Origin of the sequence: Klebsiella sp. CN_Kp104 (genome assembly GCF_040064515.1) — a bacterium.
Lineage (GTDB): Bacteria > Pseudomonadota > Gammaproteobacteria > Enterobacterales > Enterobacteriaceae > Klebsiella > Klebsiella aerogenes.
In genome coordinates this window covers 626,598-648,072 of sequence record NZ_JBEAII010000002.1, presented here as the reverse complement: position 1 = coordinate 648,072, position 21,475 = coordinate 626,598, and the positions used below count along the sequence as shown (strand labels likewise).

The window sequence follows — 21,475 nt, the reverse complement described above, 5'->3', positions numbered from 1 at the left end:
TTGGGATCCCTTTTTTTATCATTACTCATTGGGCGGCGTCATCATTCGAAACGCCAGGCGAGATTCATACCGATGCCGAAGTTACGGCCCGGCGCCGGCTCAAAGTAACGCCCTTTGGATTCATTAACAATCACCGAGCCAACGTAGGTGCGATCGAACAGGTTATCGACGCGGCCGAACAGATCCATATCCATTTTCCCGTAGCTCCACTTATAGCCGGTGGTCAGGCCAACCACGGTCCACGATGGCGCTTTGGCGGTGTTGGCGTCGTTGGCCATAATGTCGCCCATATAACGGATATCGCTACCCGCGTACCAGCCCTGTTCCGGTTGGTAGCCGAAAGAAGCATAGCCCATATTGCGGGCAATACCCGGAATACGATTGCCGTTGCAGTCTGCGGAGCCGCAAACGTTCGTGCGATAGGTGGCGTCGAGCCAGGTCCATGCTGCTTTTAATTTCCAGTTGTCGCCAAACTGCTGGTCGAGACCAAGTTCCATTCCCTGACGACGGGTTTTACCGGCGTTTTTATAGCTGGTGCGGCCACCTGCGCTATCATCAGCAACAATCTCATTATCGGTATCGGTCTGGAATAAAGCTGCGGTAAGCAGGCCATTTGCGACACGCAATTTACTACCGATCTCAACGGTGTCGTTGGTCGCTGGTTTCAACCCGAGATTCAGCCCGGCAATATTCTTTGAGCGATAGGAAAGTTCAGTAATTGTTGGAGTCTCAAAACCGCGGCCGGCAGAAAGATAAACGTTCCACGCTTCAGTGACGGCATATTTCAAAGAACCCGCCGGTAACCATTTATGGTAACTGGTACTGTCACTACTGTCGGGATTATCTTCGGTAACGTAATGATCGTTGGAGTCAAACCATACGGAGCTGTAGCGGACGCCAGCATCGAATGTGAGCTTGTCAGTTAATTGCCACTGGGTTTGCAGATAAGGATCCACATTCCACATCAAATTTCGTTCATTACGACGTAAATTGCCTTTTTCTCCTAACTGCACACCGTCGTTTGTCACGACAAAATTCTCGTATCCTTTACGTTGCTCGCTCATATTTTCGTAATTAAGACCGGTCGTAAAGGTGACGGGAACCAGCAATTCGCCGCGGTGGGTCCAGCGGGTATCGATACCCTGGTAATGACGGGTGAGATCGATGACTCCGCCGGAATTTGAGGGGTTGTCCTGAGCTGCGACAGGGATTGACTGATACTGCGTAGTTTCGCGCTCGCCGGCATACATCATCACGCTCAGATCGTCCTGCTGGCTAAGCTGGCGCTCATAGCGTAAACCGGCCTGGGTCTGTTTCACCGTTTTACGCGTGTTGTATTGATCGCCGCGCGGCGATTGCTGAGGATTATTACGCCATTCATCATATGTCAATCCGCCCGGGTCGTTCGCTTTGATATCTACGCTATTGAACAGCAGCGTTAATTTACTGACGTCGTTTATACGCACGCCTAATTTGGCGTTGGCGAGATTTTTACGCGCCCCGCTATGGTCGCGTGAACCGTGGGTAGTAAAACGGTTGGTCGACACCGTGTAATCGACATCACCTGCCTGGGTGCCGTCGCCGACGGCGCCGGTGGCCTTCAGTCCGTAATGCCAGGTGCCGAAGCTGCCGTAGTAGCTGCTGGCCTCGATGGTCGGCGGCTGGCTGCCGGTTTGGGTATTGACGTTAATGACACCGCCGGAAGAGTTGCCATAGAGCGCGGAAAAAGGTCCGCGTAACACTTCCAGGCTATCGATGCTGCCGATATCGATATTCGATGTCTGCCCCTGGCCATCGGGCATGGTAGCAGGGATACCGTCAACGTATAGCCGCAGGCCGCGGACGCCGTAGGTGGAACGGGAACCGAAACCGCGAATCGACAACTGCAAATCCTGAGCGTAGTTTTGCCGGTTCTGCACCTGTAAACCGGGTACCGCGCCGAGCGATTCTGAGAGGTTAATTCGCGGGGCGGCCTGACGCATATCATCGCCATTCACTACGCTGACGGCGGCAGGGGTATCCAGCTCGGAAACCGCGGTAGGCGTCGCCGTGACGACCATGGTTTGTTCGTCGTTCGTGCTGGCGTGCACGTTGGCGACGAGAGGGAGTAATAAAGCGGGGAGCGCGACCGTGCGCATGGCAATAATCTTCATCAAAGCGACTCGCAAAGAGAAACGTACCAAATGGAACATATGTATATATGTTACACCGTTTGTAAATTCTTTGAAAAGAATTAACTAACCGGTCGTTAACTAATAGCAAGTAAAGGTGATTCTTTTCATCAAAAAAGCCAATTAACGCTCCACATTACGATAAATAATGATTACTATTCTCATTTACAAAAGGGGTGAAGTTAACCTTCACGCTGTGGAAGCCATCTCTAACCAGTAATTAATTGTTCTATAAAGGGAATCGTTATGTCATTACGTCAGTTATCCGCGCCGCGTCTGCGTCGTTCTCTGTTATTAACGTCGTTACTGTTGGCAGGCAGCTTCAGCGCCCACGCCGCCGAGGAGCTCTTGCGTAAAGCGGTCGGTAAAGGCGCGTACGAAATGGCGTATAGCCAGCAGGAAAATGCGCTGTGGGTTGCCACCTCGCAAAGCCGCTCGCTGGATAAAGGCGGTATCGTCTATCGTCTGGATCCGACTACGCTCGACATCACCCAGGTTATTCATAACGACCTGAAACCGTTCGGCGCCACCATCAATAACACCACCCAGACGTTGTGGTTTGGCAACACCGTTGATAGCAGCGTGACCGCAATAGATGCCAAAACCAGCGCGGTGAAAGGGCGACTGGTGCTCGATGACCGTAAACGTAGTGATACCGTGCGCCCGCTGCAGCCGCGTGAGCTGGTAGTGAATGAGAAAACCAATACCGTATATATCTCCGGTCTGGGTAAAGAGAGCGTCATTTGGGTGGTGGATGGCGACAAGCTGACGCTGAAAGATACCATTGCCAATACCGGCGCGATGGCCACCGGGCTGGCAATCGATGCTGACGCTAAACGTCTTTACACCACCAATGCCGATGGCGAACTACTGACTATCGATACCGATAGCAATAAGATCCTCTCGCGCAAGAAGCTGCAGGATGATGGTAAGGAGCATTTCTACCTGAATCTGAGCCTGGATACAGCCGGTCACCGTGCTTTCATTACCGACAGCAAGCAGCCGGAAGTGCTGGTGGTGGATATTCGTGACGGCAAAGTGCTGCAAAAAATCGCCGCGCCGGAATCCCTGGCGGTACTGTTTAACCCAGCACGCAACGAAGTCTACGTCACCCATCGCAAAGCGGGTGAAGTCAGCGTGATTGATGCTAAGACCTATAAGGTCGTTAAAACCTTTAAAACGCCGACTTTCCCGAATAGCCTGGCGCTGTCCGCCGATGGAAAAACGCTGTTTGTTAGCGTGAAGCAGGAGTCAACTCGTCAGAAAGAGGCCACCGCGCCGGACGACGTTATCCGCATTGCTCTGTAATCTCTCAAGGAGGGGGAGCCCCCTCCTTACTCCGGGTCTCATCCTCTGTTACAAACCGCTATTAGCCTGATTACTATAACGGTTATACACTTACTTTTTCCCGCGCGCGGCGGGAGAGTGGTAATCATTCTGGAGAAATTATGAAAAAGCCATATATGGTGATCTGTGCGGCGGCAATGCTGGCGCTTCTGGCTGGCTGCAGCTCTAATTACGTCATGACGACAAAAAGCGGGCAAACTATCGTGACCCACGGTAAACCGCAGTTGGATAAAGAAACCGGCATGACCAGCTATATCGATGAGTCTGGCAACAAACGTGAAATCAACAGCAGCGACGTTGCTCAACTGGTGGAAGATAATTAATTTTGCGGTGACGGTTTGCCCGCAGAGGGGCAAACCGTTATGGAGAAGCACTTAGCGTTTTTCAACGCCCGGCGCAGTGCTGTGAACATCAGCCACGCGTTTACGTACGCCGAACCAGCCAGCGATCAGCAGCACCGCCAGCAGCGGAATGGAACCGATGGTATAGGTGCCGTTCGGGTAGTCAAAAGCCATCAACACCAGAACGCTCAGCAAGAACAACAGCGTTAGCCATGAAGTAAATGGCGCGCCCGGCATTTTAAAGCTGACATCCGCCGCTTTTCCTTCCTTGATAGCCTTACGCAGACGCATCTGGCAGATCACGATAAAGCCCCATGAGGCGATAATCCCCAATGATGCGACGTTAAGTACGATCTCAAATACCTGCGACGGTACCAGATAGTTGAGGAAAACACCCACCACGTAGACCGCCAGCGTCGCGAGGATCCCGGCGTAAGGGACGTGATGACGGCTCATCTTTGACATAAACTTCGGCGCTGAGCCTCCCATCGACATCGAACGCAGAATTCGCCCGGTGCAGTACAGGCCTGAGTTCAGGCTGGAGAGGGCGGCAGTTAACACCACGATGTTCATCACGCTGCCGATGTACGGTACGCCGAGCTTCGAGAAGAAGGTGACAAACGGGCTTTGCCCTGCCTGATAGGCGTTCCACGGCAGCAGCAGCACCAACAGCACCACGGAACCGACGTAGAACAAACCGATACGCCAGATCACGCTATTAATCGCTTTCGGTACCATGGTTTCCGGGTCTTTACATTCGCCTGCCGCGGTACCCACCAACTCGATGGAAGCGAAGGCGAAGACGACGCCCTGAACCAGTACCAAAGCCGGCAACAGACCGTGCGGGAAGAAACCGCCGTTGTCGGTAATCAGATGGAAGCCGGTGGCATTGCCATCCAGCGGTTTGCCGGTACCGAGGAAAATCGTGCCGACAACCAGGAACGCGACGATAGCCAGTACTTTCACCAACGCGAACCAGAACTCCATCTCAGCGAACCATTTCACGCCGATCATATTCATGGTGCCGACGATCGCCAGCGCGCCAAGGGCGAAGACCCACTGCGGAACATCGCCGAAAGCGCCCCAATAGTGCATATACAAGGCGACGGCGGTGATATCGACGATACCGGTCATTGCCCAGTTGACGAAATACATCCAGCCGGCAACGTAGGCGGCTTTTTCACCGAGAAATTCACGAGCGTAAGAGACGAAACTACCGCTGGAGGGGCGATGGAGAACCAGTTCGCCGAGGGCGCGAAGGATGAAGAAGGAGAAGATACCGCAAACCAGATAAACCAGCGCCAGCGCCGGGCCTGCCATTTGTAAACGCGCCCCGGCGCCGAGAAACAGACCGGTCCCGATGGCGCCGCCAATGGCGATCATCTGTACCTGACGGTTGCCCATTGCTTTGTGGTAACCCGATTCGTGCGAGTTGAGCCAGTGGCGTTTCGCGGCATGATGTTCCGCCGCGTCAGTGTGTTTGTTATTCATTGATGTACCCATTTTCCTGTCAATGTCCATGAGTGGTTGTCGTATCGCGCAGCGGCGATACATCGTGCTGGCTTTCTCACTATTCTGTCGTAGAGATAAATCATGCACGGCGCTGCATCCTACACGTAACGTGATAGTGACGCACGTAAAACATTTCACAACAGCACTTACTTAAATATCAATGAGTTCAATGACGCAACGCGTCGACGAGTAGCGCAAACGCAGCGGTATGCTGACGACGGCTGGGATAATACAGATGATAACCAGGGAAGGTGGGTGTCCAGGCATCGAGTACCCGTACTAAACGACCGGCAACCAGCGCCTCCTCGACGCAATCATCCGGCACATAGGCCAGGCCGAGACCAGATTCAGCGGCATCAATGCGTTGCGGTAAGCTATTCAGCGTCAGTTGACCCTCTACATAAACCTGAAAGCCTTTACCATCGTCGGTGAATTCCCAGGCGTAAATCCCGCCGCGGGTTGGTAGCCGCATATTAATACAGCGGTGCTGATCCAGTTGATAAGGCGTCTGCGGGGTGCCGTAGCGTTGTAGATAGTCGGGCGAGCCCACGACGACCATGCGCATGTCCGGGGCGATGCGTACCGCAATCATATCCTTTGCCACCTGATCGCCGAGACGAACGCCGGCGTCAAAACGGCCATCGACGATATCGGCCAGGCCGTTATCGACGGTAATTTCGATATTGATATCCGGATAACGCAACATAAATGGCTTTAATGCCGGCCACAACACCGCGCTGACGGCGTGTTCACCGGCGTTAAGGCGAATATTACCCGCCGGAAGGGCGCGGCTATCCCTCAAGGCGCCGAGCTCGCGTTCAATTTCCGTGAGATGCGGACGTAAATTCTGGAACAATTTTTCACCCGCTTCGGTGGGGGCGACGCTGCGGGTGGTACGGGTCAGCAGACGAACATCAAGCCGGGCTTCGAGGTTGCGCATCGCATGGCTCAGCGCAGATTGCGATACCCCAAGTTGGGCAGCGGCGCGGGTGAAACTGCGTTCGCGGGCGACTACCATAAACGACAGGAGATCGTTGAAGTTATCCTTTAACATGCTGTTACCGTATTTAATTTAGCGAATTCATGGCAGGAAATTGAGTCTAAACGCGGTAGACGGCTTTCGCCACAAGGATCTACGCAGCTGAAGAGAGTATATGCTGACTATCGGGAGAAAAAGGGGCTTGAAATCATCATGAAAATCAATGTGGTAGGCACTAGCGGCGTAGGGAAGTCGACACTTGCGCAACGCCTGGCGGCAGCGCTTTCTTTGCCCTACATCGAACTGGATAGGCTCTACTGGCGGCCAGAGTGGGAGGGGGCGCCGGATGAAGAGTTTTTCGCCAGCATCGCGCAGGCAACGGCCTCTGCTGGCTGGGTTCTAGATGGCAACTATAATCGCAGTCGCGCAGTCAAATGGCGTGATATTGATCTGGTGGTATGGGTAGATTATAGCTTTGTTCGCACACTATATCAGGCCATTCGCCGTGCGCTGAGTCGCGCCTGGCACCAGCAGGAGCTATGGCCGGGTACCGGTAATCGCGAAACCTTTCGTCGCACCTTCTGCAATCGTGATTCGATAATTTTGTGGACCATGAAAACGTGGCGCTCTAATCGTCAGCGCTATTTAGCGGATATGCATTCTGCGCAGTATGGTCATATCCGTTTCGTCCGTTTACGTAATCAGCGACAAACAGAGCGCTTTATTGCTGAAATTGTCCATCAGCAGGCAATGGCTGGTAGGGTGCATATCTAATTTCCGGCAGAGTACATGTGAATAAATTGTTTCTCAGTACGCGCTGCAGATTCTAATAATGCAGGCATGTTAATTAAAACGAGCCTGCGAAATGTCTTATCGAATCAGTATCCTGGATAAAAGCCCCCTTGCTCCCGGTGAAACGGCCGCTCAGGCGCTGGCGCGTACGTTAACGCTTGCGCAACAGGCAGAACGCTGGGGATATCATCGTTTCTGGATTGCCGAGCATCACAACGCGGAACAGCTGGCGAGCCCGTCGCCGGAGCTATTGATTGCCTGGATCCTCGGGCAAACCCGGCAGATCCGCGTCGGCTCCGGCGGCGTGATGCTGCAGCACTATAGCCCCTACAAAGTCGCCGAGAATTTTAATCTGCTGGCAAGCCTTGCCCCAGGGCGTGTCGATCTCGGCGTTGGCAAAGCGCCAGGCGGTTTGCCGCTTGCCACTCGGGCATTACAGCAGGGCATTCATCAGCACGAAAAGGGCAGTTTTGCCGAGCAGCTTACCCAGCTTGATAACTGGCTAACGTTGACCGAAAGCCAGGGCGAGGAGAGCCTGCGCGCGACCCCCATTCCACCGCGCCGTGCGGACGGTTTCCTGCTCGGCGCCAGCGTCGACAGCGCCCGTCTGGCGGCCAGTCTGGACTGGAACTTTGTTTTTGCTGCGCATCTCAATGGCGATAAAAACTTGTTGCAGGAGGTGCTGACGAACTGGCGCGAATTGAGCCGCCGCGAGGTGATCGTGGCCGTACAGGTTATCGTTGCGCAAGACGCCGCCAGCGCGGCCGATCTGGCGAAGCAGGTAGAGGTCTGGGGCGTCGAGCTGGCAAACGGTCAGCGGGTGACGGTGGGCAGTGAATCTCAGGCGGCAGCTTTTGCCCGTCAGGCCGGTAGCCCGCCGACGCGCATTGAGCGCCGCGAGTCCTCGCTGTTGTTCGGTACCGCAGAAGAGGTTAAAGCACAACTCGATGCCCTTCAGGCGCAGTGGGGCATTGATGAGTTTATTATTGATACCCCTATTGCCGAAGGGCGTGCGCGGCTGGCTTCTTTGGGATTGCTGGCGCAGGCGCATCTTGGCGCGGAGGTAACGCCATGAATTTCGAACAACAGTTGATTAGCTGGCGGCGCGAACTGCATCAGAACCCGGAACTCTCATTACAGGAAGTGGCAACTACCGCGCGTATCCGCGACTGGTTGCAAAGCGGCGGCCTGCCGTTACTGCCTTACGAGTTAACCACCGGCGCGGTGACGGAAGTGGGCAGCGGCGATAAAATCATCGCCCTGCGCGCCGATATTGACGCGCTACCGATAGAAGAGGCCACCGGACTGCCGTTCCGCTCGCAAAATCCCGGCGTCATGCATGCCTGCGGTCACGATATACATACCAGCGTGATGCTTGGCGCGGCGTTGCTGTTAAAGGAACGAGAAGCGCAACTGCCGGGGCGGGTGCGGATCCTGTTCCAGCCAGCGGAAGAGAGTTTCGGCGGCGCAAAAACGTTGATCCGCGCCGGGGCGCTTGACGGCGTATCGGCAATCTTCGGCATGCACAATGAGCCCAATTTACCCGTTGGCGAGTTTGCCACCCGCGGTGGCCCGTTTTATGCCAACGTCGATCGCTTCGTATTCAAAGTGACCGGCAAGGGGGCGCATGCCGCCCGGCCGCATGAAGGCAAAGATGCCATCCTGCTAGCGAGCCAACTGGTGACGCTGCTACAGAGCGTCGCCAGCCGCGAAGTGAATACCCTGGATTCGGTGGTGCTCAGCGTGACGCGGATCCAGGGGGGAAATACCTGGAACGTCTTGCCGGAAAGCGTAGAGCTCGAGGGAACGCTGCGCACCCACAGTAGCGAGGTGCAGCAGCGGGTTAAGGCGAGAGTCAGCGAAATCGCCGCCGGCTTCGCCAGCGCCTTCGGCGCGCAAATCGATGTCTTCTGGTACGCCGGGCCAACGGCGCTGGTCAACGATGAACAATGGGCGGCGTTCGCCAGCGCGGCGGCCGACCGCTTCGGCTACCGCACGCATCACGCCGATTTGCATCTGGGCGGCGAAGACTTTGCCGTCTATCTGCAGCATATTCCGGGTGCTTTCGTCAGCATAGGGAGCGCCAGTGAATTCGGCCTGCATCATCCGGCCTTTAATCCGGATGAAAACGTCATTGCCCCAGCCGCGCGCTATTTCGCGGATCTGGCGGAACAGGCATTACACCATATTTAATTTTTGACAGGGTAAGGGGTCACTATGTCTGAAAAACGGCAATTACGTCTGGGGACGATTTTACATGGCGCCTCAGGAAATATGTCCGCCTGGCGTCATCCGGCGGCGCTGGCGGATGCCAGTATTAATTTTGAATTTGTGAAAGAAACGGCGCAAAAAGCCGAGCAGGGGAAACTCGATTTTATTTTTGTCGCCGACGGGTTATATATTAACGAAAAATCCATCCCGCACTTTTTAAATCGTTTTGAGCCGTTAACGGTATTATCAACGCTGGCGGCGGTGACCGATCGTTTGGGGCTGGTCGGCACGCTCTCCACCTCCTATAGTGAACCGTTCACGACCGCGCGACAGTTCGCCAGTCTTGATCATTTAAGTCACGGGCGCGCCGGCTGGAACGTGGTGACATCGCCGCTGGAAGGCTCGGCGAAAAACTTCTCCCGCGCCCAGCATCCCGATCATGCGCTGCGCTATCGTATCGCCGACGAATATCTTCAGGTGGTTAAAGGATTATGGGATTCCTGGGAAGACGGCGCTTTTGTGCGTAATAAAGAGAGCGGCCAGTTTTTTGATAAAAATAAACTGCATACGCTTAATCATCATGGCGATTTCTTTAAAGTCGCTGGTCCTTTGAATATTGCCCGCACGCCGCAGGGACGGCCCATTATTTTCCAGGCCGGCGCCTCCGATGACGGCAAAAAATTAGCCGCTCGCCACGCCGATGCCATTTTTACCCACCAGGAATCGTTAGCCGAGGCGCAGGCGTTTTATCAGGATGTCAAAAGCCAACTGGCTGCCTATCAGCGCAGTGCGGATCAACTGCATATTTTCCAGGGCGTCAGCGTAATCGTCGGTGACGACGCGGAGGATGCGGAGCGTCAATACCAGACCACGGCGGCGCTGGTCTCGATCGACGACGCGTTGAATTACCTGGGTCGTTACTTCGAGCATCATGATTTTGCGCAATATCCGCTGGATGAACCCTTCCCGGATATTGGCGATCTTGGGCAAAACAGCTTCCGCAGCACCACCGATGAGATTAAACGCAATGCCCGTGAACGGGGATTAACCCTGCGCCAGGTGGCGCTGGAGGCCGCCAGCCCGCGCCCGCGCTTCTCCGGCACGGCCAGCGATGTCGCCGACGGCCTGCAGCTGTGGTTTGAACAACGCGCCGCCGATGGCTTCATTATTCAGGGCGGCACGCCGGAAACCTTCCCGCGTTTCGTTGATGAAGTGGTGCCATTGCTGCAGGCGCGCGGATTGTTCCGCCGCGAATATTCAGGCACCACGCTGCGGGAAAGCCTGGGGCTGGATCTGCCCATTAACCAATTCGAAAAATAATAAAAGAGAACCGCGCTATGCAGAAATCAACGCTATTGCTGGCCTTCGCGTTGGCAATTAGCGCCCCGTCGTGGGCGCAGGACGTCAATATCAATGGCACCGGAGTTAGCCTGGAAGCCAATAAAACCCCGATTCATACGGCAAAAAATCCGCAGGCAATTGCGCTGTTGCCGAAAGACCTGCACCTGGCGGTGCCGGGGAAATTTACCGTCGCGGTTGCGGCGCTAAACTCGCCACCGCTGACGGTGTTTTCTGATGATAACAAAACGTTGCTCGGTAGCGAGGCGGATATTGCGCGTCTGGTGGCTGACAGCCTCGGCCTCGAAGTCAACGTTGTTCCGACCTCGTGGGAAGACTGGCCGCTCGGCGTCGCCTCCGGCAAATATGATGCCGCGATCAGCAATATTACCGTCACCAAAGAGCGCAAAGAGAAGTTCGATTTCGCCACTTATCGTAAAGATTCGCTGGGCTTTTACGTCAAAAGCACCAGCCCATTGAACAAGATCGACAAAGCGGAAGATATTGCCGGGCTGAAGATTATCGTCGGCTCCGGCACCAATCAGGAGGCAATCTTACTCGCATGGAATGCGGAAAACGTTAAGCACGGGCTTAAACCGTTTATACCGGTCTATACCAAAGACGACGCCGCGCAGACGCTGGCTCTGCAAACGGGGCGCGCCGATGCTTACTTTGGCCCTAACGTCATTGGCGCCTGGAAAGCGGCGCTAACCGGCAAAACTAAGCTGGTGGGGAGCGTGGACGGCGGCTGGCCGAAGGCGGCGCATATCGCGGTGACGTTGAAAAAAGGCAGCGGGCTGGTCAATGCCGTCCAGGCGGCGCTGAATGGCGCTATCGCCAGCGGCGATTATGCCAAAGTGCTCAATCGCTGGGGCGAAGGCGTGGAGAGCATTCCACAATCGGAAATTAACCCCGCCGGGCTGGGCGATTAACAGGAGGCGCTATGAGCGAAGCATTCCGTGATATCTCTCCGGACGCGCCGGAGATACAACCGATTATTAGCGGCCTGTTTGCCGAGTACGCCGCCCGTTACGGCGACTATTTTTCTCGTGATGCGGAAGTGGAGTTAACCGAATGGTATCTGCCGCCGCAGGGGCTGTTTATTGTGCTGGAGCGTGACGGCGAAATCATCGCCACCGGCGCTTACAAGCCGAAAGATCCGCACACCGCGGAAATTAAGCGGATCTGGACGCATCGTCGGCTGCGTCAACAGGGGCTGGCCGCCAGGGTTGTACAGGAACTCGAGCGCCGGGCGGTGCTGGCAGGTTATAGCCATATTTATCTCACCACCGGTTTTCGCCAGCCGGAAGCGGTAAAGCTCTATTTAAGCCAGGGGTACGAGGCGCAGTTTGACCTCACTCGCGACCCGGAAGAGTACAGCCGCCCGCCCTATGATGGGCGGTTGCGGTTCACTAAAGCGCTGGCGGTTAGCGCCCTCAGCCACAGCGCTTAAGGAGGCGTCATGCAATCATCTGAAACGATTAAAGTGGTTCCGGCTCGCTATCCGCTGCGCGTCGCCGGGGCGGTATTGGCCCTACTGGTGCTGGCGGTCGTTGTGCAGTCGGTCGCGTTCAATCCGCGCTGGGAGTGGGGGGTGTTCGCACACTGGTTCTTCGACCCGGTGATCCTTGAGGGGTTGGGGCAAACGCTGCTGCTCACGCTACTTGGTACCTTTTTAAGCGTCATCTTCGGCGGCCTGTTAGCGCTGGCCCGCTTGTCGTCGTCGTGGCTGCTCAGCAGCCTGGCATGGGGGTATATCTGGCTGTTTCGTTCGCTGCCGCTAATCGTGGTGTTGATCATTCTGTACAACTTTTCATATCTCTACGACAGCTTATCAGTGGGGATCCCCTTCACCGGCATAACCTGGGCGAGCTACCAGACTATCAATGTACTGGGGCAGTTCTCCACGGCAGTAGTTGGCCTGACGCTGGTGCAGAGCGCCTATACTGCCGAAATTATCCGCGGAGGCTTTTTGGGCGTGGATCACGGGCAATATGAGGCCGCCGCCGCGCTGGGACTCCCCGCCTGGCGACGTACGCTGCGGATCATTTTGCCGCAAGCGCTGCGCACCATTCTGCCTGCGGGGTTCAATGAAATCATTAGCCTGGCAAAAGGGACGGCGATGGTTTACGTGCTGGCGATGCCGGAATTGTTCTACACCATTCAGATGATCTATAACCGCACCCAGGAAGTGATCCCGTTACTGATGGTGGGCGCCGCGTGGTACCTGGTGATTACCAGCGTGCTTTCTGCAATTCAGTACCTGGTCGAACGCGCGCTGGCGCGCAGCGAACGGCGCTCAGCGGTGAACAGCGTGCGTAATAATCGCGTTAACCAACCGGCTCGTCAGCCGCAGGAGGCCGTCCATGCTCAACTCTCGTAATGGTCATATTTCGATAACCGGGGTCAGTAAATACTTTGGTCGTCATAAAGCGCTGGATGATGTCTCCCTGGAGATTGCGCCGGGAACGGTGACGGTGATCCTGGGGCCGTCCGGTTCGGGAAAATCGACGCTGCTGCGCACCATTAACCATCTTGAACGGGTCGATGAAGGGTTTATCCAGATTGATGGCGACTATATCGGTTATCGCCGTCAAGGCGACAAGCTGTATGAGCTGAAAGAAAAAGAGATCCTCCGCCAGCGGGTTAACGTGGGCTATGTATTTCAGAACTTCAATTTGTTCCCGCATCTGACGGTGCTGGAGAATCTGATTGAAGCGCCGATTGCCCATAAACAGGCCAGTCGCAAAGAGGCGATTGCTCGTGCGTATGAATTGTTGGACATTGTCGGTTTGCGCAACAAAGCCGATGCCTGGTCACGGCATCTTTCCGGCGGTCAGCAGCAGCGCATCGCCATCGCCCGCGCGCTGGCGCTCAATCCGCGCGTGATCTTGTTTGATGAACCTACCTCGGCGCTCGATCCGGAACTGGTTGGCGAAGTGCTTGATGTGATCAAAAAACTTGCCCGCTCCGGGACGACGCTTGTGGTGGTAACGCATGAAATCGGCTTTGCCCGCGAGGTAGCCGACCAGGTGGTGTTTATGGTCGATGGCAAAATCGTTGAACAGGGCAGCAGCGATGAAGTGTTAAATAATCCGCAACACCAGCGCACCCGACAATTTTTATCACGGGTGCTGGCATGAGGAAATTAGCTGCCGCTCTCATGCTGCTCCTGAGCATCGGCGAGGCGCGCGCCGAACTCGATTTGCGCGCCAATGAACGGCCATTGCCGGTGACGCGAGATGATAACGCGATTAGCAAAATTCCTCCGAACTATCGTTTTGTGGAGCCCGGCGTGCTGACGGTGGTGATTTCGGCGTTAAATTCGCCGCCGCTGGCGCTGCTGGCCAGCGACAACCGTACGCGCATCGGCAGCGACCCGGACATTGCCTGTTTACTGGCGGGTAGCCTTGGGCTGAAACTGAAGCTGGTGCCTACGGCCTGGGAGGACTGGCCTTTGGGGATCGCGTCAGGGCGTTACGATGTGGCGTTGATTAACATTGCGGTGACCGAGAAGCGCAAAGAGAAGTTCGATTTCGCCACCTACCGCGTTGACTCGCTGGCCTTTTCGGTCAAATCAACCAGTGAGATCACGCGGATTTCAAATGCGCAGGATCTCTCGGGGCGTAAAGTCATTGTCGGTTCTGGCACCAACCAGGAGCGGATCCTGCTGGGGTGGAATGCGGAAAACGAAGCCGCCGGCCGTCAGCCGGCGCTACCGGTTTATCTTACTGACGATGCCTCCGGCAATTTGTATATTCAGTCGGGAAGGGCGGATATCTTTTTTGGCCCGCAGTCGGTGGCCTCTTATAAGGCTGCATTAAACGGGAAAACTAAAGTCGTCGGGCTGGGACCCAAAAAAGCCTGGGTGGCGACGACTACTAAAAAAGGCAATGGGCTGGTATACGCGCTGCAGGCGGCGCTAAACGGCGCGATCGCTCGCGGCGAGTATCAGCAGGTGCTCGCGCGCTGGGGGGAACAGGGGGAGGAAGTCAGGCAATCGGAGGTCAATCCGCCGGGGATAACCTATTGATGCAATGATTATTCATAGCAGGGATTGCTATACTCATGGCTACATTGTGTGTCTTTTTAATGGATTAATCACTGTGGCTGAAAACCAACTCTTACTGGAGCAACGCTGGCAGCACCATCGTGAACCCGCGTTGCTCGCCGCTTCCGGCGGCGCTATCGACACCATCAGCTTCATCACCTTGTTTGGCCTGTTTACCGCCCACGTCACGGGAAACCTGGTGGTGGCCGGTGCAGCACTGGCCACCAACAGCGAAGGTATTTTATCCAAACTGCTCGCCATTCCTGTTTTTATGCTGGCAGTGGCGCTCGTTACGCTGGTTATCAAACGTCGAAAAATTATCACGCCACGCTTCCTTGGCGGCTTGTTCGTCGTCGAGATCCTGCTGTTACTGCTTTTCGGCCTGTTGGGGCTGCTGTGGCAGCCCTTTGTCGGCGCGGATAGCGCGACCGCGTTAATCACCGGCATGGCAGGCGTAATGGCGATGGGGGTGAGGAATGCAACCACCCGTTTATTATTACCCACCACCAGCCCGAGTACGATGATGACCGGCAACGTCACGCAGTTAACCATCGATGTGGTGAACTGGTGCCAGGCGCCTAACCGCGAGAATAGAGCGAAAATCAAAAAATCGGGGGCTTCGGTGCTCGGTTTTCTGCTGGGCGCAGGGCTCGGAGCGCTGGGCTACATCCTGGCGGGCTTTTACTCGGTACTTATTCCGGTGGTACTGGTGGCCATCGTCGCCTGGCGCGAATTCAGCGCCGCGCGGAATTAGTGCTACGCTAAAAGTTTTCTACGCGGGAGCTGACGATGATGAAATTGTATGGCGTGCCGGGGTGGGGCTCGGCGATAAGCGAGATGATGCTAACGTTGGCCAATATACCTTATCAATTTATCAATGTCGATGGCTTTGACCAGCCAGGCGCGCAGCGAGAGAAACTGCTGGCGATCAACCCGCTGTGTCAGGTGCCCACTTTGCTGCTGGCTGATGGCAGCGTAATGACGGAGTCGGCGGCGATAGCGCTGATGATCCTCGACGAGCGCCCGGATCTGGCGCCGCCAGCCGGTACGCCACAGCGCCGGCAGTTTCAACGTTTGCTGATCTGGCTGGTGGCAAACGTTTATCCTACCTTCACCTATGCCGATTATCCCGAGCGCTGGACAGCCTCAGCGCCTGACGAACTGCGTGAGAGCTGTCAGCAATACCGCAAATCACTGTATCTATGGCTGGAACAACAGCTGGCAGCCGCGCCTTACGCCTTGGGCGGGGATATCACGCTGTTGGATTGCTATATTGCCGCGATGTACAGTTGGGGGCCGCGCCGAGAGTGGTTCACGGCGCATACGCCAAAGTTTGCCGCCGTGGCGCAGGCGGTTTATCGCCGTACGGAGCTGCAGCAGGTACTGCGTGACAACAATCTTCTTTAAAGCACTAATTGTGACTTGCATCAGGAAACCTGTGATAGTTTTAAATTCCCAATAATAAGGAGCCTGCTATGCCACATGTTGATATTAAATGTTTTCCCCGTGAACTGAGCGAAGAGCAAAAAAATGCGCTGGCTGCGGAAATCACTGAAGTTCTGATCCGCCATCTTAGTACAAAAGACAGTTCAGTTAGCGTTGCGCTCAATCAGGTGCAGCAGAGCGACTGGCAGCAGGTATGGGATAATGAAATCGCGCCGCAGATGGATCATCTCATCAAAAAACCGGGCTATAGTATGTAATATTTCCTCTCCGGGTCGCGGCAAAAATAACCGACCCGGAGGGGGTTACCTGGTTTATTCAAACTTGAGGTTATTGATCATCATATACTCCCAGCTATCATTCGGCAGCAGGGGAAACCCTAAGCTCAGCGCATAGGGTGGGAGTGGGTGAGCATATCTCGCCTTTTCCGGCGGAATGAAATTTTCCGGCAACATACCAAAGCCGATTAACTCGGTCATCACCGTTTTTTGTCCACTGGTCAGTAGGTAATCGCTATCACCTGGAAGATAACTCGCTTTGCTACCTGTTTGCGCCGATTTTAATATTACGCGTGCGGCGGCAGGGGCGTACCAAAAGATCTCTTTTGTCGCCCCGGAAATCTCGCAATCGCTGGTTACGCATCTCATTTTGGACGTTGAGTGAGAAATCCATTCTGGATTTGACTTGGTCCAGTGGCTGGTTTTTTCAATGACCAGAGTGTCAAAAGTACCTGCTGCCACGGTGATTTTTGCTACACCAGCAACCAGCGAAAAGGTTTCCGCTGTGTAGGTATATTGCCACTGATCTTTGTTACCAACTGGCGCTTTTACCACGCTCTTTATATTTTCACGCCAACTCTTCCCTGGCGTTAAAGGGAATGAAAGTATACCTCGGGAAGGCGTGTTGTTGTCTGCTTTGAAAAACGCATAGTCACGAATACTTTCTTTCATGATGGTATTATCGAATTGGTAAGTGGCGATGTCGTTTTTTACCGCAGTCAATTTTAACCGATTGCTGGTTTTGCCGTTAAGAGTGTATTCCCATATTGTATCGACCGGTGGTAATTTTCTTTCGCTATAATCGAAAGGGAAGTGTGTCTGTGGCATCCCATCTTTATCATAACGAATGTAGTCCGGGGTAACATAATATGATGTGACGTATTTCCCATTATTATCATATTCGACAAAATCAATATTGCCTGTTGTTTCGTTATGGCGCAGGCCTGTGCCTACTGGCTTCCCTTTTTGGAAAACTCTACTGGATATGACTTTCCCATTTTTGATGGTTTTATATTCGCCTTCTAAAACACCATTTTTGTAGTGTGACCACGTCGTCTCACCATCAAGGGTCCTGATTTGCAGGCCTTCTGCGTGGTATCCATCATCAATATTGCGCTGAGAGAGGTCGGTTAAATTTCCTTGTTCATCAAAAGACTCCTGTTTTTCTATGCCGGTAGAGGGGTGATAGGTTATTTTTCCGGTCAGTTTACCCTCGGCGTTATAAGTCATTTTAACTTGTGGGTTGGTTCCGTATTTTTCAGTCCTCGACTCTAGCTTTTGTCGACTGTCATAACTTTCAATGACTTCTTTGATATCGGAGTTATGCTTTTTATTATACATTCGCTCAGTTAACTTGCCGTCTGGTGAATAACGCTTATATTCTTTGTAATGTGTGCCATCGAAGTTAAACCACTCATAGCTTACCTGACCATTTTCATAAAAACCTTTCTCGCTGATATAGGTTCCATCAGCCAGATAACGCTTCACGTCTTTTGGTTGACCGTTTAAATAATAATTCGTTTCAAGACCAACAGATCTCCCGCTATCATTCCATTGACCTGTTTTTTTTAATTTACCGCTCGGATAATAGTAGCGATATTTACCAATCACATTGTCCGTGGTAAACAGCTCTTTTTTATGCGGATCTTTAAGGGTCGCTTGTAAATGGAGATTACCATTAGTATCTCGTATGGTAAATGCAGTTCCATTTTTAGAAGTTATTAAAGGCCAATCCAGTAAATACTCTGTTTTATCGCCATCCTTTGCGAAATGCCAATCCAGGGTGAGATTGCGCGTCTCAGCTATGGCAGAATGCGTAAGTATAAGGAGTGGGATACAGCAGGGGGTAAATTTCATTCTTAATCCGTTAAGTTAGATAATATTTACTATCTGAAACATCCCACATTATTATCAAGTTTGCAAATGGAGTATGGAGCGATTATAGGCATAAGTAGAACTTGACTTAACTGGTTCGATCGCAACACGTGATAATGCGATGTTCAGCGTGTTTTTGATCAATTGAGGGTTTGATGCAGTTTTCGTTTCTCATTATGGAATAATTTTATTGATCTGGATCAATAAATGTTGATTTTTTAACTGGGCAATTTATATTAAATCACTTCATTTTATGAATGACCTGAATGTTTAAGAATAATCCTAACCACCATTGGCTTCTGTATTGCCTCTGTGATTTAGAATATATGACTAACTTTGTCTTGATTTGTAGATTTATCTTTTGATTGTTGTGGTGGTTAAAATTATTTTGTCGATTGTCATGCAGACATGTAACCTGCCATAGCAATGATGATTTTTATCATGGAGAGATGAATGATAATAGGTAGTGCATTACTTGGTTACCAAATAGGGGAGGATGTTTTTTACTTCTTGAAATACCGAGAAATAGCTACTGTAAGTGGTATCCGTAAAAACATTCGCCTACGTAAGACAATGGCCTGTTTAATCGAATACCTTTTCGAACATGGTCGGGAACGCATTGTAAGTGATGAAGAGTTAATGGTGCATGTCTGGGAGGCAAATAATCTAAGACCATCCTCACAACGTTTATGGCAAGTAATGCAGAATTTACGCCGTATCCTTAAAGATATCGGTATTGCAAATGATGTTATTTTAAGGGTGAAATCACAAGGTTATTCTATAAATAGCTGTTATGTTACAGGGATTTACTCTATAAAAAACAATCATTCTGAACGCGTGCCAGGATTATAAAATTGAAAGTGATAATTAATAGTAAAGATATCTGGTTTCGTTTGGGTGTTGAATGTTGTTTGCAACAAGTCTGTGCGGGGGTAGACAAATTTTTTAACGTTGGCGCTGCTAGCCGTAACGTTGCTATGGACAACGCGGACATTATCATTCTTCCGTTGCATAGTTATCGCGATTACAAACACTTATACGAATTATCAAATTTATTTCCAGGGCTCATTTTGGGCGTGAGTAGTTCCAGAAACATTCGGTCCGGTCGGTTGTATTATCGTGGGAACATATTATGGGTAAGCTGTCGTGAATCAATAGGAAATGTACAGCAGTTATTACATGCACTGTCACACACGAAATTGTATCGTCATGACGGTAAACCAGACTTTAGCATCATTAAAGCAAAGGAGGGTGTTCCCCTGAGCGAGAGAGAGATGATGATTATCGATAGAGTTGCTGCTGGAATGCCGATCACAGGCATTGCCAGAGATTTAGGATTAAGGGTTAAAACAATATATGCGCATTTGGATAAAATAAAAGGCAACTTTGGCATCCGGGGTGGAAACAACTTTCATCGCTTTATGATAAGCCCACTTTCATATTATCTGTGTTGGACATAAGTGAATAAGGATGACGGCGTGAAGGCCGTCATCACGATATACTTTCAAAACCAGATTTCTGTCTGTATGCCAAAATTCCAGTTGCCGCCGGCGGTAAAACCGGAACTACCAAAATCATCGTTAATAGCGTAGCGATCCAACGTTTTGTCCCAGTTCATCCATGTTGCGAAGAAACGGATCTCCGGGCGGGCTTTAATATCGAAAATGTCGCCGACTTTAAATGTGGGCGCGAAGGTGAGTTTGTAGAAGTCGCCGCTGACGGCCTGATACTGATAAACATTGTTGTTATAGCGATAGGTTCGGCCATTAGGATTCAAATCCATATATTGCCACGAGGCTTCATACAGCAGGGCAAAGTTGCGGGTGAGCCCTTGGGAAAGGCGCAGGTTAAAAGTAGCCCAGTCGTAGCGGTCGCCGTCACGATAACGGTTTTCGCTGTGTTGCGCGATGACCGATGGCGCTATTTGCCAGTTTTTACCGAGCGGCAAAATGCCGTAAGAAGCAAAACGCAGAGATTTCGCATTTTCGGTAAGATCGCCGTCGCTGCCCGGCTGGCGTGCTTCTGCGCCTAAACCCCCACCGTACTGCAGTGCGCTTTCCGAGATGCCGGGCACAAGGCCGTAGAACTGCTGTTTATCGTGATAAGCCAACATCGCGTAATAGCCATTCCTGGCGGTGTTGTCGCTACGTAGCGCATAACTGCCGGTTGTTGAGGTGTTGTCTTTTAGTGTGTCATTACCCTGCGCGGTCATTACTGTGGTCATTAACTGCCAGTTTTGCCAGAAATGGTTGGCGGTGAACATCAGGTTCTGAATATCGTTATCTTCATCGTTATCGCTACCCAAATCGCCAAAATTACGCGCGTAGAGCGAATAATCGCCGCGAAGATGCTGACTCCAGCGCACATCATTGATTCCGCCTCCGGTCCCGCCGAGGAACATGATGTCGCTATCGGTAAAGTGAATATCGAAGTTATCGCGGTCAAAGCGTTTCCCGGCCCAAATTGATGCCTGGTTAAATGGCCCGCTAAAGTCGGCAAAATCCCCCATCTCGACGTACAGCTGACGTACATTCAGATGGTGGCTATCGTTATCCTGCACCCACGGGTCCGGGTTAGTGGCGCCATCGGCGAGCATGGTTTTGAAATGCGCCCATGAACCGTCGCCAAAGGTCATTTTCTTGCCAAAGCTCAGTTCGACGTAGTTGTCTTTCTCATTGCCCAGACGACCGACGTGAGCGTCGCCGTTAAGCGAACTGGCCGGAGAAATACCGGGTCCGCCGCGCGCGCCTTTGCCGTGGCTGTTCACCAGCATTCCGGAACGGGCGTAGGCATTAAATTCAAAACCGTTATCGTCGGTGGATTTGGCCAGTTGATTACTGAGCTGCTGCTGTTTTTGTTCGCCGGCATCCGTACGCTTACTTAGGGTTTGGATCTGTTTTTCGGCGTCGCGGGCGCGTTGTTCCGCGACGGTGGTTCGCTGCTCGGCCTGCTGCGCACGGCGGTTTGCTTCGGCCGCCTGTTGTTCCGCATGGTTCAGTCGAGCCTCCAGTTGTGCGAGTCGCTGCTCGATGGTGAGCGGCGCGGCCAAAGTGTCGGAGGCCGAAAAAAGGGCGCAGCAAACCGCTGCGCTAATCAAAGAGAGTCGCATACTTATCCTTGTCAGTTTCAGAGGTAAA

19 protein-coding genes and 1 pseudogene are annotated in these 21,475 nt (G+C 52.8%); 15 read left to right on the top strand and 5 right to left on the bottom strand.

The genetic code is table 11. The features are described 5' to 3' along the window. Positions 1–41: 41 nt before the first annotated feature. Positions 42–2,153 carry a TonB-dependent receptor PqqU gene (gene pqqU / locus ABLU80_RS05090; RefSeq protein ID WP_348849783.1) on the bottom strand — a complete coding sequence of 704 codons (2,112 nt, stop codon included), beginning with the start codon at positions 2,151–2,153 and terminating at the stop codon, positions 42–44. 264 nt (positions 2,154–2,417) lie between these two features. Between pqqU and ABLU80_RS05085 the strand changes: the two genes are divergently transcribed. Beyond that, positions 2,418–3,479, top strand: a complete 1,062-nt coding sequence (locus ABLU80_RS05085) for a YncE family protein (protein ID WP_032714590.1) — start codon at positions 2,418–2,420, stop codon at positions 3,477–3,479. 140 nt (positions 3,480–3,619) lie between these two features. After that, positions 3,620–3,841, top strand: a complete 222-nt coding sequence (locus tag ABLU80_RS05080) for a YgdI/YgdR family lipoprotein (RefSeq protein WP_015366425.1) — start codon at positions 3,620–3,622, stop codon at positions 3,839–3,841. A 51-nt stretch (positions 3,842–3,892) separates the two neighbouring features. Here the strand turns inward: ABLU80_RS05080 and ansP are convergent, their stop codons facing one another. Together ansP and ABLU80_RS05070 are read right to left on the bottom strand one after the other, a co-directional pair. Beyond that, entirely contained in the window at positions 3,893–5,350 is a 1,458-nt protein-coding gene (gene ansP, locus ABLU80_RS05075) for an L-asparagine permease (RefSeq protein ID WP_015366426.1), read from the bottom strand. A 187-nt stretch (positions 5,351–5,537) separates the two neighbouring features. Further along, positions 5,538–6,425, bottom strand: coding sequence for a LysR family transcriptional regulator (locus ABLU80_RS05070; RefSeq protein WP_015366427.1), 888 nt, complete (start codon positions 6,423–6,425; stop codon positions 5,538–5,540). A 138-nt stretch (positions 6,426–6,563) separates the two neighbouring features. On the opposite strand from ABLU80_RS05070, the gene ABLU80_RS05065 reads away from it, so the two are divergent. The 11 genes and pseudogenes from ABLU80_RS05065 to pptA all read left to right on the top strand — a co-directional run bounded on the left by ABLU80_RS05065 (position 6,564) and on the right by pptA (position 16,445). Continuing rightward, a complete protein-coding gene (locus ABLU80_RS05065; RefSeq protein WP_015366428.1) occupies positions 6,564–7,124 on the top strand; it encodes an adenylate kinase in 561 nt (186 codons plus the stop codon). Positions 7,125–7,215: 91 nt separating this feature from the next. Beyond that, positions 7,216–8,217 carry an MsnO8 family LLM class oxidoreductase gene (locus tag ABLU80_RS05060; protein ID WP_032708156.1) on the top strand — a complete coding sequence of 334 codons (1,002 nt, stop codon included), beginning with the start codon at positions 7,216–7,218 and terminating at the stop codon, positions 8,215–8,217. Beyond that, a complete protein-coding gene (locus tag ABLU80_RS05055) occupies positions 8,214–9,335 on the top strand; it encodes an amidohydrolase (protein WP_045361011.1) in 1,122 nt (373 codons plus the stop codon). Before ABLU80_RS05060 ends, ABLU80_RS05055 begins: the two co-directional genes overlap by 4 nt. A gap of 24 nt (positions 9,336–9,359) precedes the next feature. Next, positions 9,360–11,623: pseudogene (locus tag ABLU80_RS05050) on the top strand (NtaA/DmoA family FMN-dependent monooxygenase). 11 nt (positions 11,624–11,634) lie between these two features. Next, positions 11,635–12,144 carry a GNAT family N-acetyltransferase gene (locus tag ABLU80_RS05045; RefSeq protein ID WP_047080863.1) on the top strand — a complete coding sequence of 170 codons (510 nt, stop codon included), beginning with the start codon at positions 11,635–11,637 and terminating at the stop codon, positions 12,142–12,144. Between the two features lie 9 nt (positions 12,145–12,153). Beyond that, positions 12,154–13,074 (top strand): amino acid ABC transporter permease, encoded by a 921-nt coding sequence (locus ABLU80_RS05040; RefSeq protein ID WP_045366173.1) that lies wholly within the window; start codon positions 12,154–12,156, stop codon positions 13,072–13,074. Next, the gene (locus ABLU80_RS05035) at positions 13,058–13,834 is read left to right on the top strand and encodes an amino acid ABC transporter ATP-binding protein (RefSeq protein WP_015366435.1); all 777 of its coding nucleotides are present in this window, start codon (positions 13,058–13,060) and stop codon (positions 13,832–13,834) included. Before ABLU80_RS05040 ends, ABLU80_RS05035 begins: the two co-directional genes overlap by 17 nt. Positions 13,835–13,854: 20 nt before the next feature. Next, positions 13,855–14,724: a transporter substrate-binding domain-containing protein gene (locus tag ABLU80_RS05030; RefSeq protein ID WP_348849821.1), complete on the top strand. Its 870-nt coding sequence runs from the start codon at positions 13,855–13,857 to the stop codon at positions 14,722–14,724. 73 nt (positions 14,725–14,797) lie between these two features. Beyond that, on the top strand, positions 14,798–15,496 hold the full coding sequence (locus tag ABLU80_RS05025) for a YoaK family protein (protein WP_045360989.1): 699 nt from the start codon (positions 14,798–14,800) through the stop codon (positions 15,494–15,496). 35 nt (positions 15,497–15,531) lie between these two features. Continuing rightward, positions 15,532–16,149: a glutathione S-transferase gene (locus ABLU80_RS05020; RefSeq protein WP_047080861.1), complete on the top strand. Its 618-nt coding sequence runs from the start codon at positions 15,532–15,534 to the stop codon at positions 16,147–16,149. Positions 16,150–16,217: 68 nt separating this feature from the next. Next, the gene (gene pptA, locus ABLU80_RS05015; protein WP_047080860.1) at positions 16,218–16,445 is read left to right on the top strand and encodes a tautomerase PptA; all 228 of its coding nucleotides are present in this window, start codon (positions 16,218–16,220) and stop codon (positions 16,443–16,445) included. Between the two features lie 54 nt (positions 16,446–16,499). On the opposite strand, the gene ABLU80_RS05010 is transcribed toward pptA, so the two are convergent. Beyond that, positions 16,500–18,320, bottom strand: coding sequence for a hypothetical protein (locus ABLU80_RS05010; protein WP_348849782.1), 1,821 nt, complete (start codon positions 18,318–18,320; stop codon positions 16,500–16,502). A gap of 471 nt (positions 18,321–18,791) precedes the next feature. Here ABLU80_RS05010 and ABLU80_RS05005 point away from each other — a divergent pair, with 471 nt between their 5' ends. Both ABLU80_RS05005 and ABLU80_RS05000 read left to right on the top strand, forming a co-directional pair. After that, complete coding sequence (locus ABLU80_RS05005) at positions 18,792–19,190, top strand: winged helix-turn-helix domain-containing protein (RefSeq protein WP_063446729.1); 399 nt, start codon at positions 18,792–18,794, stop codon at positions 19,188–19,190. Positions 19,191–19,198: 8 nt separating this feature from the next. Then, complete coding sequence (locus ABLU80_RS05000; protein ID WP_227513510.1) at positions 19,199–19,798, top strand: LuxR C-terminal-related transcriptional regulator; 600 nt, start codon at positions 19,199–19,201, stop codon at positions 19,796–19,798. Between the two features lie 44 nt (positions 19,799–19,842). Here the strand turns inward: ABLU80_RS05000 and ABLU80_RS04995 are convergent, their stop codons facing one another. Continuing rightward, complete coding sequence (locus ABLU80_RS04995) at positions 19,843–21,447, bottom strand: carbohydrate porin (RefSeq protein ID WP_063446731.1); 1,605 nt, start codon at positions 21,445–21,447, stop codon at positions 19,843–19,845. Positions 21,448–21,475: the final 28 nt, after the last annotated feature.

What these genes read in the sequence shown, in the direction of transcription:
- ABLU80_RS05065 (WP_015366428.1), top strand. Translation starts at nt 6,564, where the DNA reads ATGAAAATCAATGTGGTAGGCACTAGCGGCGTAGGGAAGTCGACACTT.
- ABLU80_RS05030 (WP_348849821.1), top strand. Translation starts at nt 13,855, where the DNA reads ATGCTGCTCCTGAGCATCGGCGAGGCGCGCGCCGAACTCGATTTGCGC.
- ABLU80_RS05010 (WP_348849782.1), bottom strand. Translation starts at nt 18,320, where the DNA reads ATGAAATTTACCCCCTGCTGTATCCCACTCCTTATACTTACGCATTCT.
- ABLU80_RS05085 (WP_032714590.1), top strand. Translation starts at nt 2,418, where the DNA reads ATGTCATTACGTCAGTTATCCGCGCCGCGTCTGCGTCGTTCTCTGTTA.
- ABLU80_RS05045 (WP_047080863.1), top strand. Translation starts at nt 11,635, where the DNA reads ATGAGCGAAGCATTCCGTGATATCTCTCCGGACGCGCCGGAGATACAA.
- pqqU (WP_348849783.1), bottom strand. Translation starts at nt 2,153, where the DNA reads ATGAAGATTATTGCCATGCGCACGGTCGCGCTCCCCGCTTTATTACTC.
- ABLU80_RS05055 (WP_045361011.1), top strand. Translation starts at nt 8,214, where the DNA reads ATGAATTTCGAACAACAGTTGATTAGCTGGCGGCGCGAACTGCATCAG.
- ABLU80_RS05020 (WP_047080861.1), top strand. Translation starts at nt 15,532, where the DNA reads ATGATGAAATTGTATGGCGTGCCGGGGTGGGGCTCGGCGATAAGCGAG.
- ABLU80_RS05080 (WP_015366425.1), top strand. Translation starts at nt 3,620, where the DNA reads ATGAAAAAGCCATATATGGTGATCTGTGCGGCGGCAATGCTGGCGCTT.
- ABLU80_RS05005 (WP_063446729.1), top strand. Translation starts at nt 18,792, where the DNA reads ATGATAATAGGTAGTGCATTACTTGGTTACCAAATAGGGGAGGATGTT.
- pptA (WP_047080860.1), top strand. Translation starts at nt 16,218, where the DNA reads ATGCCACATGTTGATATTAAATGTTTTCCCCGTGAACTGAGCGAAGAG.
- ABLU80_RS05060 (WP_032708156.1), top strand. Translation starts at nt 7,216, where the DNA reads ATGTCTTATCGAATCAGTATCCTGGATAAAAGCCCCCTTGCTCCCGGT.
- ABLU80_RS05035 (WP_015366435.1), top strand. Translation starts at nt 13,058, where the DNA reads ATGCTCAACTCTCGTAATGGTCATATTTCGATAACCGGGGTCAGTAAA.
- ansP (WP_015366426.1), bottom strand. Translation starts at nt 5,350, where the DNA reads ATGAATAACAAACACACTGACGCGGCGGAACATCATGCCGCGAAACGC.
- ABLU80_RS05070 (WP_015366427.1), bottom strand. Translation starts at nt 6,425, where the DNA reads ATGTTAAAGGATAACTTCAACGATCTCCTGTCGTTTATGGTAGTCGCC.
- ABLU80_RS05040 (WP_045366173.1), top strand. Translation starts at nt 12,154, where the DNA reads ATGCAATCATCTGAAACGATTAAAGTGGTTCCGGCTCGCTATCCGCTG.
- ABLU80_RS04995 (WP_063446731.1), bottom strand. Translation starts at nt 21,447, where the DNA reads ATGCGACTCTCTTTGATTAGCGCAGCGGTTTGCTGCGCCCTTTTTTCG.